Here is a 15,808-nt window from a genome sequence, read left to right as displayed (position 1 = left end):
CCAGATCATGAGATGCCCTTGCTCCCGGTCGTAAGGAGCCGTCAGTCCCGCGTAATGGACATTTCCCACAGGTCGCAGGGGCCTTGATCCCTGATAACACTCAGCATTCTTGGCGGGATGACGTGGGGAAAAGCTTCAACGTTTTGGCTTCGAGAGGAATGTGATCATGGCACTCGTAGATAGACGCGATGGGCGCAATTTCGGCTACGGCAGGCAATTGAGCTACGCAGGGTCGCAGGCGTTGAAAGATATGTTCGGCGGTGGCCACTACGGCACGGTAAAGGCGCACTGTGATCGGTGGCTAGCATTCGTGAAGTGGTGCCGCTCCGAACAGGGGCCCGGTATCAATGATGCGCGGCAGATTGATCGGAAGGTGTTGGCCGACTATGCGACGTATCTGCGCGGCCTTGTTAGACGCGGTGATCTCGCCGTCAGCACAGCACAAAATCGGCTATCCAGCATTAACAGGACCATGGCGGCGCTTCGCGGTGATCAGTGCGTGAAATTGCCAAGCCCGAGCAAGGCGTTGGGTATGCAACGCACCGCAGTTCGCCAGTCGATGCCACAGGGCCAAGACCGCGAACAGGTTAAGCAGATCGTCGATGCGCTTTGCAGCCGTGATCAGAGACGGGCAGCAGCGATCGTTCTGTTGGCGCGAGCCACCGGCATGCGCTTGCGTGAGTCCATCTTGGCTGACCTACCACGGCTAAGCCGTGAAGCTAACAACCTAGGCAGGATTAACATTCAGGATGGCACCAAGGGCGGCCGCGCCGGTGCATCGGCACCCCGTTGGATTGCGGTAAATGAGCATATTCGAGGCGCGCTTGGATTTGCAGAGCAGGTGTCGCCCGTAGGAAGCCGTAACTTGATTGCTCCGACCGAAAGCTACCTGAGCGTTCTGCAGGAAGTCGTACGCCCCGCGCGGGACATCCTCCATGCATCTAACCTCAAAGGCTTTCATGAGCTCCGAGCGGCGTACGCATGCGAACGCTATGAGCAGATCACTCGGCACCACGCGCCTATCAATGGCGGTCATTGTTGCAAGACAGATCCGCGCCTTGATCGTGAAGCCCGAAGGCAAATCAGCTATGAGCTGGGGCACGGTCGGATCGACGTGGCCGCTGCCTACATTGGGGGGAGGGAATGAGTAAGCCATTCCATATGGAGCTTTTCTTGGCTGGCGTGTTGACCGGATCGCACGCGACGCGGCAACGTCATTTGCGACAAGCGAAGCTTATTCAAGCTGAGATCGCAGAACGCTGGCAGCGAGAGACACCTTGGGCTTGGCAGAGAAAGCATATGGCTTGGTTTCTCGAGCATCGCCTAGGCCGGAGCAGTGAGGCAACCAAGTATTACTATGTGCTAACTTTACGTCTGCTCGCTCGGCGATTAGAAAAGCCATGGGTATTCAACCATTGTTCTGATAGACAACAACCGAAGCAGTCCAAACGATAGTATTCGTGAACCCTGCCGAGGTATAGACAATGCCATGGGGCTTCAGCCCCATGGCTACCTTACTCGTCACCTAGCTTTCAAATTCTGCCGAGGAAAATTTCAAAACATTGCAATTTTCCTTCACCGCACGCTGCAATGCATCGTCGAAGGCTGCGGGGCTTTCTGCCTCAATCTCCACGCTGATGCTGACCCTCACCCCTGGCTTGGCAGTGAACTGCTGCAGAACCTCCTCAACGATATTAGCGAAGGCCAGCTTGGCACCCACCGGCTCGATGTTCACAGTCGCGTAGAAACGTCGCTTCTCTACTTTGGCGGCAGTTGGCCCAAGAGCCAGAACGTCAGCACCTGCAACTGGCGGGGCGGCGGGCGCCCCTTCCCCTGCCACTGGGAGCACGGGATTTGGCTGAGCGGCTGCAGCCTTGGCCTCACGCTCGGCCTCAGCATAGGCGCGCGCCACCGATGGTTCAATTAAGAGCAGTGCCTCATCCAGAATCGGCGTAGTGGACGCGCCTATGGTGAACCCCTTGTACTTGCCGTCCTCCTTGCCATAGGCAAAACCGAAGAAGTCCTCGCTTACTGCGCCAGCCGCCAGCGTGCTGCGGTACACCGTGTCATCGCGCATTCGAGGCAGATACAGGTACTGGCAAGACTTCTGCCAGAACTCCAATGCCTTCACCTCATTGACTCCGTTCTTCCAGAACCACTCCTTCAGAAAGCGGTGCAGATGGATCGGCGACCAGTTATCGATCAAAAGCGCCTCCTCACTCAGAACCCTCTCTATTTCCTGGGACCAATTCGGAGCGCTAGCATTGACTTGGCAGGTTTCCCAGAATAGCTCAGATAGCCCGCCGCCCGCCTTCGGTTCCTGTATGGGTACCAGCAGCCACTTATAGGCTTCGCGGATCATGCGCCTAAACGCCGCGCGGCCCTCTTCCAAGCTACGTTCTGCTTGCCGGCTCTGGAACTGGTCCAGATTGAGGCGCATTTCTTTGATGTCGCTGACAATGGACTGCCAGGCCAGACAGGAGTGAGCTTGATCCTTCAGGCGCGCCAAGGAATCAAAGTCTGGCGCCAAGAAGATCAAACGGTTCTGCTTCTGCCGCGGCTGCTCGCCTCGGTAGCGCAGGATCTCGGTCGCTTTGTCGGTTGCCAGATTCTGACCTGAGCGGCTGTAAGGTGCATCCGGCGGCAGCAATACAAGACGCAGTGACCAGTCATCCGGAATGTCTATACTCGGCGTGAACGGATGGACCAGGAATTGGTTAGTCGAGAAAGATTCGCGCAAACGGTCTCGAATCATCGGGAATACATCGTCGCGGTCGTTGAAGCGGCGGCGACGGTCTTCCATCTCGCGGCGCAGGTTTGGCCGTGTGTCGAACCAGTAGCGTTCATTGCCGCTGTTCAAATAGTGCAGTTTGTCACCCAGACGACGCAGGGCATCCTTGAAGATACTAACAGCCTGGCCAGGCTGTACTACCCCCAGCAGAATTCTCTCTTGGGTGACTCCTCGGACCACCTGACCAGAAGTACTTGGCGCACTTCCTAGGAATATTGTCCTCGCCACCCTGCGACAAGCATGAACACTGCCAAAACGGGTATCGGCGCTCTCTAGACGGGTAGTTTCCGCGCGTTCGCCATCTACATCCTTGTCCAGCACTGGATCCCAGCCCTGCGGCAAATAATAGATGACCTCGTTTCGGGTTTCCGGATCGTAAAGTGGCAAGCTGCCCGGCATAATTAATGAGTCTTTGCTGCCATCACGCCACAGACGGTGAATAACCTTCGCCATCAATTTCAGTACGCCACGGGTACGCTGGAAATTATCCAGCGAGGACCAATCCTCGTACAGGCGGTCAAAGACCTCCGGGTGAATCGGGTAAGCCTGGATGAGCCGCTCGTAGTAACGACTTTCCTGGGTATCGTGGGGGAAGCTGCTGGCGTTCTCCGTGTAGAGATCAGCAAACTCTCGGCAAACCGTCTCCATTGCCACCTGATCGCTAATGGAGCTGAACAGGCGCCGGCGCACAATCTCGAAAGCCTCTTCGGATGCCACAGGCTTCCACAATGCTTGAATACGCGCGAAGTAGTGCTCCAGAGTGCGTAGCGCCTGAATGCCAGTTTTGCTCACGGCCTCCTTCTCTGAATGCGGCAGCGAGGCCAGCAGAATCGCTGTGGGCACCCCCTTCAGGGCCTCGGTCAGCGCCTGGATGAAAGATAGGTTCGAGTCGAAGGTGCCACCGGAGAGCGATTTTCCCTCCTCGAACTGGGACATGTAGCGCACCAGCTCGTCGATCAGGATGACGCATGGCGCAGCCTTGTGCAGCACAGCCTCCAGAGCCGGTTTTCCCGGTGCAGTGCCCGTTTCATCAGCATGCTGAACAAGAGCGTAGCCCTCTTCACCGGCCAACTGCCAGGCCAGCTCGCCCCAGAGGGTCCGCACAGTCACTGATCCATAGCTTTTCGGCTTGCTGGCCAAATCGAGTTGATGCACCCCATCCAGCACCGCAATTCGTGCCTTGGGCAACTCGGCGATATCTGTGGCCTTCAGGATTGCCGAAACCCCTTGTAACTCGGTTGCCGGCGCCTTTCCTTTAGCCAAGTGATAGACCGCCAGCATAGTGTGGGTCTTACCGCCGCCAAAAGCTGTCTGCAGCTGGATGACCGGATCGCCACCCTTACCGACCAGGCGCTTGAGCACCGTATCAAGCAGCAAGCGCATGCCTTCGGTGATGAAGGTCCGCTGGAAGAACAGCACCGGATCGAGGTACTCGGCCGTAGCGCTACCGTCATGAACTCGCGAAAGATCGGCAGCGAACTCGGCCTGTAGAAAGGTGCCCTTGAGCACATCCTCGTGAGGGATTGCGATTTCTGTCCATGGCTTGAGCATAGGTACTCCTTAAATATCCAGTGCGCCTTGGAGGCCGATATGACCGACTTCGTGGGAAGCTTGTTCGATGGCGATCCAGGCAGTAACCAGTTCGTTGTAGGCGCGGGCCTCTTCGGTCCAGCCCTTGCGCTCGCAGAGCGTATAGAGACGATAGGCCAGGGCACGTATCGGCTCACTGCGCTCGGGCATGCGTGCCAGCAAAACACCGGCGGTCGACTCGCCCTCCTGGTTGAGGGCCCGGATCAACTGGTGCAGGGCTTCCCATACCGGCACGCGGCTGTCAGTTTCTGGCGACCAGTCGTTGTCCATTTCCACCCAGCGCAGCAGGCGCAGCTCACCCTTACTGCTGTCCACCACCCCAGCCTCGACCAAGCCACCGACGCTAGTGCCCTTGGCGCGCGCCAGCACGTCGGCGTCGCCGTACTTACCTGTCGCCCAGCCCTGAGTCTCGAACCAGTGCAGGCAAAATTGAGTGTCGTGGTCGAAGTCGTCCTCGGCAAGGAATCGGTTGATCAGTTGCAACGCGGTGCGCACGCTCATCGGCGAGCCGTTCGCCTCTAGCACCGCCGCGTACTTGCTGAAAATCGCCATGCCGGGACCGATGATCGCCTGGCTCAAATCCACCGGCGCGACTGGCGAGTTGATACCGCCACGGGTCATTTCGTCGAGGGCCACCGGCAGAACGGCGTTCAGCTCGCGGATAAATTCGCGACGGGAAATGCTCGGCGCATCTTCGGCACGCTTGTGGCAGACCAGTACGATACTGGAGGCAAGAGCATTGGATCCATTACCAATTGATCGTCCTGCCCTTTCAGTTCGCATTGGCCAAGTCCCAGTAATGGCGAAACCGGCCTCAAGCACCGCTTGAAGAAAGGTCTCCCAGCCAGTGCTGGACGTGCCTGCGTCGCCCGCAGTCTCGCTCTGCTTGAAGGCATAGTAGATCGTCACAGGAAAGCCGGGATGCGCTCGCTCGGCCATGTTGTGCATCGCCTGAGTCATGCCGTCCAGGAAAAATGCCTCCGCTTTCTGTTTGCTACCGTGCCGGTAAGGGGTAGCGACAAGTTCCTCAGCTTTGGGAACTGCGAGCGTCGCATAAAGACCTGGATAGATCGGTTTCAGACTCTTGCGCAGCCAGACATAAAAGAAGTCGGACAGATCCGCGTAGCCGATATTGTCGTAGTATGGCGGATCAGTCGAAATCACCTTGTTGGTCGAGATCTTCTGAGTTGCGGCATCAGCTTGAACCACGCTCCCCGTCGCGCGCGAATCTGGAAGCGCGCTCAATGCCTTGAAAATCCATAGCTCGAAGTTGTCCGCAAAATTCCCGGACGAATCACTCCACGGATTACCTTCGGCGAAGTCCCATGTCATCGGTAGCGCTTGCCGGCTGAACGTGAACCGTATGTCTTCCTTCTTCTCGCCCGGATTCCAAGTGCAAATGGATGTGCATGAATTCGAATAGCGCGAAACTGCAAGTGCCAGCAGAACACCTATTGCCTCCGAATACGCTCTTGCCCCCCGTCCACCCGAATCTAGGCCTAACGCATCATCTTCCATACCGGCAGCAATAGCATCTTGTCTGCAGCGGGCGATGGCTTCCTGGACCAGATCGGAGAAGGTGTTCAATGCAACCAGTTGGCGTGGGGTGAACACGTCTCCATAGGTATTGAGGCCATAAGCTGGCGGCGAAAACCAGCGGGGGTTGGCCGGCATTTCTACTTCCGGCTTCCACTCCGGCTGCGCCTGCCGGGCAATTTCCACCTGCTCTGCAGTCGGCGCCAAATAAACCCGGCCGCGAGTGCCTTCAGCCACAATGGCCATCAGCTGGTCGCCCATACGTCCAGCCTTCGCCTCGCTGTATATGTATTTAGACTCAATTGGCGTATCGGACAGCAGGCACTGGAAGTTCGCCCCGCGTGACAGCTTGGTGCCATTCTTGGCTGACTCCGGCAGCGCTCCCACCTTGACGGTAAAACGATAGCTGTCGCCATCCACCACCGGCTCAACGTAGGCCTCTTTGCCAGCCTTGCTGGCTAGAATGAAGCTACTTGCAAGAGGCACCTCAGCATGACTGAACACCGGGTTGGGGCTCTTCACCGTGCGCGCCCACAGCCAGGAAATCACCGTGAGCTTCTGGCCGAGATAGGGCTCCAGATCAGGCCGGTCAGCGACCATCTCGGCCGTGACTTCGATCTTCGGATAAAGGTGGCCGATACTCTGCTCGGCCTGCTCGCGCATCCAGGCACCATAGCGGCGCAAATCCTCGGCCAGCCCCTTGGCCCCCGACCAGTCTTCGAAAGCATCACGGGTAGCACCCTTCTTGCTGCCCTTCTCTGCGGCGGTTTCCGGGCCGACAGGCACACGCCCAGCGAACTTCGGCGGAATCTCGATCATCGCTTTGTTAATAGTCACCGCCACCGGGTTGAGGTCCGAGGCGTAGCTTTCCAGGCCGAGGCGCTGGGCCTCCAGCGGCAGCGCACCGCCGCCAGCAAACGGGTCATGGAAGCCAGGCAGCTTGTCCGGGTTGAACAGCTCGACGGCCTGCGGGTGATCATTGTTGAGGGCGCAGGTCTCGCGCCAGCTGCGCCAGATCTCCTCTCGGGCGCGGCTGAGCACCTCCTCGTTGTTAGTGCTCTCCCACTGCACCAGGTCTTCGATGATCTTGAATAGACGCTCGCGCTCGATAGCGGCCTTTTCCTTGTTAACCCCGTACTTAAAGCCGCCCCCCTGCTGGTAGCCAGGGTCGTTGACCATCTGCGCAAAGATCACCGCACGAGCAGCCGCTAGCGGACGCCGCGCCCACCACATGTGTAGGGTGCTGGGGTGGCCATGACGGATCGATTTCTCTCGCGCTGCGGCTGCGTTGATCTTGTCCAGCGGTAGGCCGACTTCGATCAGTTTTTTCGGAGTTTTAACGGGGTACATGGTAATTCTCGATCAGGCCGACAATGCGGCAGAGCTGGACAGTGCGAGGTCGGCCAGCAAATTGAACAGACGTTTGCCCAGCAGGCAACGGCGCGCGCTCACCCATTTGGGGAGCTGCTCCAGGCAGTAGAGGTCGATATCGCTCAGCAGGCAGTGGGTGCGCATAAGCTCCGGCGACAGAGTCTACGCCCAGGAATAGACGCCGTCACGCTGCTGCTCCAAGGCCAGCTCGCGGCCTTGCCGGGTACGGAAGCCAGAGATGCAGTGAGCCGGCGTGGCGGTACGGTAAGAATGCTCGGCGCAGACAGGCTCGGCCTGCCAGCTGGATGCAGAGGCAGCATTTCACAGACACTCTGCCGGGCTGGCGGCTCGCGCCAGCAAGAGGTTAAGGTCGAGGTTCTTGCTGGTTTCCGCCCAGTCCGGCTCCTGGCTGAAGGGGTTACGCACGTAGTACGGCCCTTCAACGCTGTCGTCTTCACCGACTAACACAATGGCAAGGAGGAATTTGTCCGCCTGGTTGAGGCCATAGATGATCTCGTTGCGGGTCACGGTGATAGTTCCCTGTCCCTTGGCGCGGCCCTTCACCTCGATGTGCCGGGCATTGGGTAGATAGTGCTCCTGACGTGGCGGCTGTGAGGTGATATCCCAGCCGCATTTGTCGACGGAAACATCACGGATGGCGTGGCCGAGGGCTTCCTCGGCCGCGATCACAGCTTGCATGGCCAGTCGCTCGATGCGGGCACGCGCTGCGGCATCGGCACAGAAGGTCGCCTCCCCCTTGCGCTGGGCCAGCAGGCCGCGCGGGATCACCAGGGCTCCACCGATGACCACTGGAGTGCTGGAAACCACGCTGCGCATGGCATCCAGCTCCTTCTCGCGCTGCTGCAGACGGGCGGTGAGTTCCTCTGCGGTTCGCCGGGCGTTCTCCGGCTGCATGCGCGGCTGCTTGCCGGCTTGCACCTCATCTGAGAGCTTGAAGTAGCGGTCCGACCAAAAATCGATTTCCTTGATCAGTCGCTCACGAACGGCGGCGTGGATCTTGTCGGCCTGGCGCACCAAGCGTCCTTTGACTTCAGCGTAGTGCGCCGGCACCAGATGCTGGGAGGCATGGTTGAGCGCCATGGCTTCCAGATCTTGGGTAATCCAGCCGGCGTTGAGGATGTCCTGCACCAGATACTGGTCGGTCGGATCGAGCGCCTGCATGTCAAGGTGTGGCGCCCAACCGGCATTGACAGCCTCGCCCTTACTGTCGATGGACACGAACTGCAGGCGGCGGGAGACGGTCTTCTGCTTCTCGCCCATGCCCTCGCGCAAGCTGTGGTCGAGCATGAACAACACGCGCGTCTCGATGCCATCGTCGTTTGGGTCGACCAGGATCGTCCCCTGCTTTAGCTTGGCACGGAAGGCGCCGAGGACCATGTCGGTGCTGACACGCATCAGCGGGTGACCGGGGTGGATCAGGTCGCCCATCGGCTTGCCGTCTTGTCGGATCAGGTGCTTCTCGAAGCAGATGCGCTCGTACTTGCGCAGCACCGGCGTGCGCGTCTCGCCAATCAGACGATCACGCTCGCGCAGGTCGGCGGGAACATGGCGAATCTCGTAGCGACCTTCTTCGCGCTGCTTCATCTCTCCGCCCAGGTAGCGGAAGGCTTCGTTGAAGAAAGCGCGAATGAAGTAGGGCTGCAGCTTACGTGCCTGGGCCTTGTCCATCTCCTCCTTGATGGCGTACAGCTCCTCCATGCCCATGTGCTGCTCGACCAGCGCATTGCGGCGCATGATTTCGCGGAGATGCTCGGTATCCAGGGCGCCTTCGATGGCCTGATCGAGCTTGGCCTTGGTTTCTGGTAGCTCGCCGTAGCGGATCGCTTCGATCAGCAGATCCTTGAGCGACTTGTTTTCGAAGGCCTCGCCGAGGATATCAAAGACCCGGCCGCCTAGCGCGGCACGCTCGACTTCGAGCTTGTCGAGCAGCTTCTTGAATACCTCACCCTCACGCGTTTCGTTGGCCACCAGGTTCCACAGGTGGCAGACCTCGGTCTGGCCGATACGGTGGATTCGGCCGAAGCGCTGCTCCAGACGATTGGGGTTCCAGGGCAGGTCATAGTTGACCATGAGATTGGCGTTCTGCAGGTTCACGCCCTCGCCGGCAGCATCCGTGGCGATCAGAACCAGCACTTCAGGATTATGGCGGAATTCTTCCTGCACCTTGCGGCGCTCGTCGCGATTGGTGCCGCCATGGATGGTCACCACGGACTCAGCCTTGCCGAGGATGCCGCGAATACGGGCGAGCAGGTAATTCAGGGTGTCGCGGTGCTCAGTGAAGATGATCAGCTTGCGACGGCTGCCGGCAGCGGTGAACATTTCCGGGCGATCCTGCAGTAGGCTGGACAGTTCCTCCCATTTGCGGTCGTTGCCGGAGCTGACCAGATCCATGGCGCGTTGCTCCAAGTCGCGCAGGATGAGGATCTCCGCCTCCAGCTCGGGAATGGTCGCCGCAGCCGTGGCCTGATCCACCACCTGCTCTGCGTAGAGTTCGTATTCTTCCGGGCTGAGTTCATCCTCCAGCTCGTCAAGATTGTCGGGGAGGTCGTTCTGCTTGTTCACCACATAGGCACCGACCGTCTGAGCGACACCAGGCTGCACGCCTCGCGCAGCGAGCTTCATCTCATCCAGGCGCAACTCCAGCTTCTTGCGACGGCGTTGCAGCGACTTGAAGATAGCCTCGGGGCTGGAGGCCAGGCGACGCTGCAGTTGGGTGAGTGCGAAGCCCACGGTGCCCTTGCGCTTACCGTCAAGCAGACGATCCGCGCGGTTCATCTCATTGCGTACATAGTCGGTGACCTGGTTGTACAGGTCAGCTTCCATGGAGGACAGCTCGTAGTTGGCGGTGTAAGCGCACCGCTCGGGGAACAACGGCTTGCCGTCGAACTTGAGCAGCTCTTCCTTGACCATGCGGCGCATCATGTCGCTGATGTCGACCTTATGCGCCCCTTCGCGGAACTTGCCATAGAAGCGGTCGGAATCGAGCAAGGACATAAACAGCTGGAAGTCTTCTTCCTTGCCGTTGTGCGGCGTCGCGGTCATCAGCAGAAAGTGACGGCACAGTCCGCCCAGCAGCTCACCGAGCCTGAAGCGCTGGGTCTTATTGACCTTCTGCCCGAAATAGTTGGCCGAGAGCTTGTGGGCTTCGTCGACGATGATCAAATCCCAAGTGGTTGCCTGCAGCTTCTGCTGGTAGATCTCATTGCGCGACAACTGGTCCAGGCGGGCGATGATCAGATCCTGATCCTCGAAGTAGTTCCCGGACGGACTCTGCTCCATCTTCTCGCGGCTGAAAATCTCAAATTGGACACCGAATTTTTCCAGCAGCTCATCCTGCCACTGTTCAGTAAGTGAACCTGGGGACACAATCAGTATACGCTTGGCATCTGCACGCATAAGCAACTCGCGTACGAGCAGGCCCGCCATGATGGTCTTGCCCGCACCGGGATCATCGGCCAGAACATAGCGCAGCGGCTGACGTGGCAGCATGGACTCGTAAACAGCGGAAATTTGGTGCGGCAGCGGCTCGACGTTGGAGGTATGCACCGCCATCATCGGGTCGAACAGGTGCGCCAGCTGGATGCGCAACGCCTCCAAGCCGAGCTTGAACTCCTCGGCCAATGCATCGAAAGCCCAGGGCCGCCCGGCCTGCGCCAGATCCAGACGCGCCTCATCAGTACGGAAGAGCATCTGCTCACCCAGGCGTCCCTGGTTGGTCTTGTAGATGACAGAAAGGGCATGCTCGCCGACTCGCTCAATCGAGGCGATGCGGACGATCTCTTCCGGTTCAATCCCACGAATTTGGGCGTCTTTCTTAATGTCTTCCAGCTTGACCATGCAGGGCTCCGAGGACGGCGAACGCTTGACGCCTTAAAGGGAGCTAGTTTACCCGGCCTACGGGCAAATTCATCCGCCCTATTGACGCCACTACTCTGATCTTACCTTGATGACCTGTAACAGGAGCTAACTATAGGGTGCCGACCTTCCATGACCGGCCACCAGATATACCTTCAAACGCAACACGCGCCTCATGAGTTCAGCCTGCTGGTATTCCAAATGGTATCCTACGCAAATACCAAACCAGGTTTTTTCCATTTATTTCAATAGGATGGTTACCAAATTCAAATTACCCCGGCCCAACCAAAGCGTCACGAAAAAAACACCCCCCCCACGCGCCCGAACACCAGCCAAAAACGGCCCTAGCGCACCAGCAGGACGGATAAATCTACCCTGCTACCCCCGCATGCTCCACACCCAGGTAGCCAAGACGACAGCCGCGCAAACCATCAGGATGGGCCGGCAGACACTTTTGATTTTCATCAGCTCCTGTTCGGCCTTAAGCTTCTCGATTTCAGCCTCAATCTTTCGCGTCTCAGCGAGAATGAGCATGTGTTGCAGTTGATCACGTTCTTTGACATCCATCTCTCGACTCACCTTCAGTAACCGTTCAGTCCCAGCAAGCGCCGGTAGCGAGACGATATGTAAACTCGGATTGCACGTCCATAGTGTGATCTTGTACAGGTAAAGTATTCGTGCAGATGCGGTATGGGCAAAGCGCCAAGGAGTCGTTAAAAAAAGGACCTAGGCCCGAAACTGTGACCTTGCCAGTGGAACCTCCCGATGCGCGCAGCGCGTTACCTGTCCACTTTAAGAACACACCTCCCTAAGCCGGCACATAAAAATACCTCAACGGCACCAACCGCTTCGTCTCCGGATCGGTCGCCGGATAATGCGCCATCAACGTCCGCGCCAACTCATCCAACGTCCACATCGTCAGATGAACGTTAGCCCTCTCCCCTTCATACAGCGCATCCTTGGTAAACCCGCCAGTACTCACATAAAGCCCACGATCATCCTTGTGCCGCCCGCCCAAAAAGCTGCGGATCTCACTGCTGCCCATGCGCTCATGCCGATGCTTGACCTCAACCACAATGCGGGGCGGTTCGAAGCCGAAGCCATCGGGCGACGCGATGATGTCTTTGCCGCGATCAGCACCTGCAGGGGACACCAGCGTCTTATAGCCCATTGCCCGGAGGATACCGGCAACCAGCTCCTGCATCTCGGACCAGTCCAGGCTGTTGATCTGGTCTTTAATACGCTCGAAGGCAATTTCTTGAACGCCCTTCAATGGGTCATCCAGTACTTCCGCATCGGTTATCTGAACATCAGGCATCACGGGGGCGGGCTTACCGGCCGCCAAGGCCAGCAGTTCCTTTTGGGCTTCTTCTGCCACATTGAAGACGGTGAGCGTGGAGCCGAGACTGTTTTTGCTGAGGCTGCTGAGTTTGTCGCGGTCAACTTCTTGCGGAAGCCACCTCACGGGGCGCGCCAACGCCATTCCCTGTTCCGCTAATTCTGGGCGATGTTGGCAAGCGCCGGTGAAGTGGCCTACCAAGTAGGTGCGGTTGGCGGGCGAGTAGGTTACGACGGCATCGCCTTCCTTGACCTCGTTGACGAAGCGGAACACTTGGGAGGCGCCCGATATTGCCGTGCCGTCTTTGATGCCTGGCTCTACGTTTTTGTATGCCCGGATCAACTCTGCGCGCGATACGCCCGGCTTCGCTGACGGAGCCAACCCTGTCCAGCCAATGGCCGCCAGGCCGCGCTCTCTGAAATCATCATAAAGCCGCCCACCATCACCCCGAATCATCCACATCGTTGGCATACGCTCACTCGCTCATCCTTGGCTACGGAAGCAGAACTCTAGCAACTCCCGCCCCACCCCGAAATGCCCCTTTAGCAGGACTCGACACAACCAAGGCAATTAGCCATCATCGCCACCCCCTGCATCGGACGCACGCCCATGAACGTAATGAACGTAATGCCCCAACTCTCCCTCTCCCCCACCGGCCCGGTGAACGAAGCCGGTGAACCGGTGCACTTCCGCCAAGGGGACCTCGACGGCGCCTGTGGCCCTTACAGCCTGATGATGGCGCTGGTAGCCAACGGCATCGTCACCCGTTCGGAGGCCAGTTACATGGGCCTGCACGATGGCCGCACGCGTTTGGGCAAGTTCTACAACCGCTTGGTGGAGTTCGGCGGGCTCATCAATAACGGCACCGACGAGTACGACCTGGACTGGCTGCTGGACTGCTTCCGCAACCAGGTAAGCCTGAAGAAATTCAATGGCACTACGCGCTCGTTGGTGACTGATCTGGTTGCTGCGGTAACTGCGGGCTACTCGACTATTGTCGGCGTGGATTGGCCGGGCGGTGAAGGGCACTGGCTGTTGGTGGTGGGCTATCAGGGCCATTTGGTCGATGGCCCGGGTGGGGTTAACAAAACCAACGTGACGCATTTGCTGTGCCTGGACCCGTTCCTGGAGGCGCCCAAGGTGTCGCTGTGGAACGCGGTGCTGGAGGTGCAGGCGGAAGATGGCAGCGTGGTAAACGCGGGGCGCTATCCGTCGAACCATTGGGGGTATCCGCAGCCAACGAAGTGCCGGATTACCAATGGGCTGGGCATCGGCAAGCGTAATTAAGCTCATCTGAATCGCTGCCGAAAGCTTGTGGAGCTTTCGGCTAAATAACTACAGGAGTTGAAATGGGTTTTGTACTTGCGATCTTGGTCGGGCTGTTCGGCCACAAACTGCTTCAAACCAAACTGTTCGCCGGCGGCTATTCGCTGGGGCAGGCGTTTTGGGGGTTCGGGGTGCTGGGCGGGATGGTGTTGCTCGCCGTCGCGGGTGGGTACGTGGCACATGTAGCGCATAACGATCAGAGCAGCGGCGCCGGTTGGACTTTGGCCGCTATTCGCGGTGTCGCTACGCCGGTGGGGCTGTATGCATTTGTGGCGTTCGTGGGCATTTGGCGGTCTGCGCGGCATAGCGATATGTGGGTGAAGATTGTGTCGCGTTACTTCTCGGTTTTCTTCCTGAGCACGGCTGGCGCCTGCGTGATGTTTGGCTGGTTCAACATGCTGATTGCCGGTGGTGTGTTCTTGCTCAAGCAGCGTGTACAACGCAATCGTGCGCTAAAGGCTTTGGCGAACGCCAAAGAAGCTTAAAGCGGCCGCTGGCCCGTCTGCTGGTTTATCTGGATTCCCTGAACAGGAGGTCGCGTGCAGCGCGCTCAGTTTTTACAACAACCCGAAGTGGCGGCATTTGTAGAGTGGCTGGTGACGACCCTGCCGACTTTGAGATTCAACCTGAACTTCAAGCGCAGCAAGTATGTACCGGACGGCTTGAAGGTCCAGGTCCACGGTTTTGAAAACGTCCTTGCCCATTACTGCTGGGGAGCAAGCTGGACGGATCAACATGGCAAGGCTTCGCCGTCGCGGGATTGGGCGTCTACCAAGGATTCTCTTGCCAGGCTCCGTCAGTGGTTGGGTGCTGCGGTGGCCAGTAATGACGATACGGTTACGCTGGCGGCTTGCCTTGAAGTGTTGCGTTGGGGTGGTGTTCGCGGCGCGATTCCGTTTTTGAACCGCATGGCTGGCAGTGGGCTGCTGGTGAATTACTTGCAGGCGGTGCGTGACCATCTGGCGCTGGACGGTAGTAACCGGGTAAGCGGCCTCAACAAGATCAGTGTCCAACGCTTCGACGCTGGCCTGACCAAGATTCACGCGTTGCTGGATGAGTCGGGCTCGCCGATCTACGACAGCCGGGTGGGCGCTGCGATCGGGATGCTGCACTCGCTGTTTCGCCAACAGTACAGCGGCGAGCGTTTCCTTTCGCCGTTTCCGTCTGGTGCGGCGCGCGGCAGCCAGCTGCGCAATCCAGGCGCCCTGCCCGGGGGCCTGCCTGCACCACAGTTCGGTACGCTGGCCTATGAGGAGTGGGCGCGCTGGCAACTACGGCTGGGGTGGATTATTCGGGCGGTGCTGGCTGGCTCCAAATGGTTCGAGAGCGAAGGCTCCCTCGCTGAACGCTGCCACGCATTTGAAGCATCGCTCTTCATGATTGGCTATGACCTGCGTTGTTTTGGTGGCGTGAGCGCTACGGTAAGCGCGCCTCTGACCAAATCGGGCTGGGTGCCCACTGGCCATCCTTTCAGCACAGTGGTGAAACGCTATCTAGCGTTTCGTCACCTTGGTTTGCCAGACAATAAATCGAGTTTCGTGGAATGGCTGATGGGTAACCTGAGTGGCGATACGCCCCTTGAGAAGTCCACTGCCAGCGGTTACTGCTTCGCCTTCACGATGCAGGAGTTCGACCTCTTCCAACGGCCCCTAATCGAGATCCAGGCTATTGCGGCAGGTGGGGAGGATGGTCTTAAAGCTGCACTTGGCATGCCCAAACTGCAACCGTTTGAATGGAGCGCTGAGCGCGAGCGAGTTTGTCTCATTGACGTATGGTTGACCGGTATCGCTTACCGCAACCACTCCACCAGCCAGGCTCGTGTTCAATCTTTGATTAACGAAGGGCACGCTGGCACCGCCAACGCTGCATCCACCTTATTGGCGTTGGGCCGCAATGTAGGCCGGCATTTCGGGCTGCTGGATGCTGACAACCTGCCGACTGAACTGTTCGACCGGTTCTTCATAAACCTCCCTTGACGC

Annotated in this window: 11 protein-coding genes; 5 read left to right on the top strand and 6 right to left on the bottom strand. The window is 58.5% G+C overall.

The window, feature by feature from the left end:
- Window positions 1–166 precede the first annotated feature (166 nt).
- Together AC0J42_RS04070 and AC0J42_RS04065 are read left to right on the top strand one after the other, a co-directional pair.
- Window positions 167–1,147 carry an integrase domain-containing protein gene (locus AC0J42_RS04070; protein ID WP_473005325.1) on the top strand — a complete coding sequence of 327 codons (981 nt, stop codon included), beginning with the start codon at window positions 167–169 and terminating at the stop codon, window positions 1,145–1,147.
- The gene (locus tag AC0J42_RS04065; protein WP_473005324.1) at window positions 1,144–1,455 is read left to right on the top strand and encodes a hypothetical protein; all 312 of its coding nucleotides are present in this window, start codon (window positions 1,144–1,146) and stop codon (window positions 1,453–1,455) included. The genes AC0J42_RS04070 and AC0J42_RS04065 overlap by 4 nt, the downstream gene beginning before the upstream one ends.
- Before the next feature lie 70 nt (window positions 1,456–1,525).
- Here AC0J42_RS04065 and AC0J42_RS04060 read toward each other — a convergent pair whose 3' ends face one another.
- The 6 genes from AC0J42_RS04060 to AC0J42_RS04035 all read right to left on the bottom strand — a co-directional run bounded on the left by AC0J42_RS04060 (window position 1,526) and on the right by AC0J42_RS04035 (window position 12,974).
- Entirely contained in the window at window positions 1,526–4,342 is a 2,817-nt protein-coding gene (locus AC0J42_RS04060) for an ATP-binding protein (RefSeq protein ID WP_473005323.1), read from the bottom strand.
- 9 nt (window positions 4,343–4,351) lie between these two features.
- Window positions 4,352–7,267 carry a DUF1156 domain-containing protein gene (locus AC0J42_RS04055; RefSeq protein WP_473005322.1) on the bottom strand — a complete coding sequence of 972 codons (2,916 nt, stop codon included), beginning with the start codon at window positions 7,265–7,267 and terminating at the stop codon, window positions 4,352–4,354.
- A gap of 12 nt (window positions 7,268–7,279) precedes the next feature.
- Entirely contained in the window at window positions 7,280–7,432 is a 153-nt protein-coding gene (locus tag AC0J42_RS04050) for a hypothetical protein (RefSeq protein WP_473005321.1), read from the bottom strand.
- Between the two features lie 177 nt (window positions 7,433–7,609).
- Window positions 7,610–11,146 carry a helicase-related protein gene (locus tag AC0J42_RS04045; RefSeq protein WP_473005319.1) on the bottom strand — a complete coding sequence of 1,179 codons (3,537 nt, stop codon included), beginning with the start codon at window positions 11,144–11,146 and terminating at the stop codon, window positions 7,610–7,612.
- Window positions 11,147–11,542: 396 nt separating this feature from the next.
- A complete protein-coding gene (locus AC0J42_RS04040) occupies window positions 11,543–11,731 on the bottom strand; it encodes a hypothetical protein (RefSeq protein WP_473005318.1) in 189 nt (62 codons plus the stop codon).
- A gap of 241 nt (window positions 11,732–11,972) precedes the next feature.
- Window positions 11,973–12,974: a restriction endonuclease gene (locus AC0J42_RS04035; RefSeq protein ID WP_473005317.1), complete on the bottom strand. Its 1,002-nt coding sequence runs from the start codon at window positions 12,972–12,974 to the stop codon at window positions 11,973–11,975.
- A 138-nt stretch (window positions 12,975–13,112) separates the two neighbouring features.
- On the opposite strand from AC0J42_RS04035, the gene AC0J42_RS04030 reads away from it, so the two are divergent.
- From AC0J42_RS04030 to AC0J42_RS04020, 3 genes are all read left to right on the top strand, one after another.
- Window positions 13,113–13,790, top strand: a complete 678-nt coding sequence (locus tag AC0J42_RS04030) for a hypothetical protein (RefSeq protein ID WP_473005316.1) — start codon at window positions 13,113–13,115, stop codon at window positions 13,788–13,790.
- 62 nt (window positions 13,791–13,852) lie between these two features.
- A complete protein-coding gene (locus AC0J42_RS04025; RefSeq protein WP_473005315.1) occupies window positions 13,853–14,314 on the top strand; it encodes a hypothetical protein in 462 nt (153 codons plus the stop codon).
- Between the two features lie 54 nt (window positions 14,315–14,368).
- Window positions 14,369–15,805, top strand: a complete 1,437-nt coding sequence (locus tag AC0J42_RS04020; RefSeq protein ID WP_473005314.1) for a hypothetical protein — start codon at window positions 14,369–14,371, stop codon at window positions 15,803–15,805.
- Window positions 15,806–15,808 lie beyond the last annotated feature (3 nt).

The sequence above is a fragment of the Pseudomonas sp. Tav-5-1A genome (assembly GCF_055755055.1).
Note: the sequence above shows the minus strand (reverse complement) of the source record. Positions and strands in the feature narration are given on the sequence as shown.

Bases quoted from the DNA above. Each gene is read 5' to 3' on its own strand.
- AC0J42_RS04070 (WP_473005325.1), top strand. From the start codon at position 167: ATGGCACTCGTAGATAGACGCGATGGGCGCAATTTCGGCTACGGCAGG.
- AC0J42_RS04065 (WP_473005324.1), top strand. From the start codon at position 1,144: ATGAGTAAGCCATTCCATATGGAGCTTTTCTTGGCTGGCGTGTTGACC.
- AC0J42_RS04060 (WP_473005323.1), bottom strand. From the start codon at position 4,342: ATGCTCAAGCCATGGACAGAAATCGCAATCCCTCACGAGGATGTGCTC.
- AC0J42_RS04055 (WP_473005322.1), bottom strand. From the start codon at position 7,267: ATGTACCCCGTTAAAACTCCGAAAAAACTGATCGAAGTCGGCCTACCG.
- AC0J42_RS04050 (WP_473005321.1), bottom strand. From the start codon at position 7,432: ATGCGCACCCACTGCCTGCTGAGCGATATCGACCTCTACTGCCTGGAG.
- AC0J42_RS04045 (WP_473005319.1), bottom strand. From the start codon at position 11,146: ATGGTCAAGCTGGAAGACATTAAGAAAGACGCCCAAATTCGTGGGATT.
- AC0J42_RS04040 (WP_473005318.1), bottom strand. From the start codon at position 11,731: ATGGATGTCAAAGAACGTGATCAACTGCAACACATGCTCATTCTCGCT.
- AC0J42_RS04035 (WP_473005317.1), bottom strand. From the start codon at position 12,974: ATGCCAACGATGTGGATGATTCGGGGTGATGGTGGGCGGCTTTATGAT.
- AC0J42_RS04030 (WP_473005316.1), top strand. From the start codon at position 13,113: ATGAACGTAATGAACGTAATGCCCCAACTCTCCCTCTCCCCCACCGGC.
- AC0J42_RS04025 (WP_473005315.1), top strand. From the start codon at position 13,853: ATGGGTTTTGTACTTGCGATCTTGGTCGGGCTGTTCGGCCACAAACTG.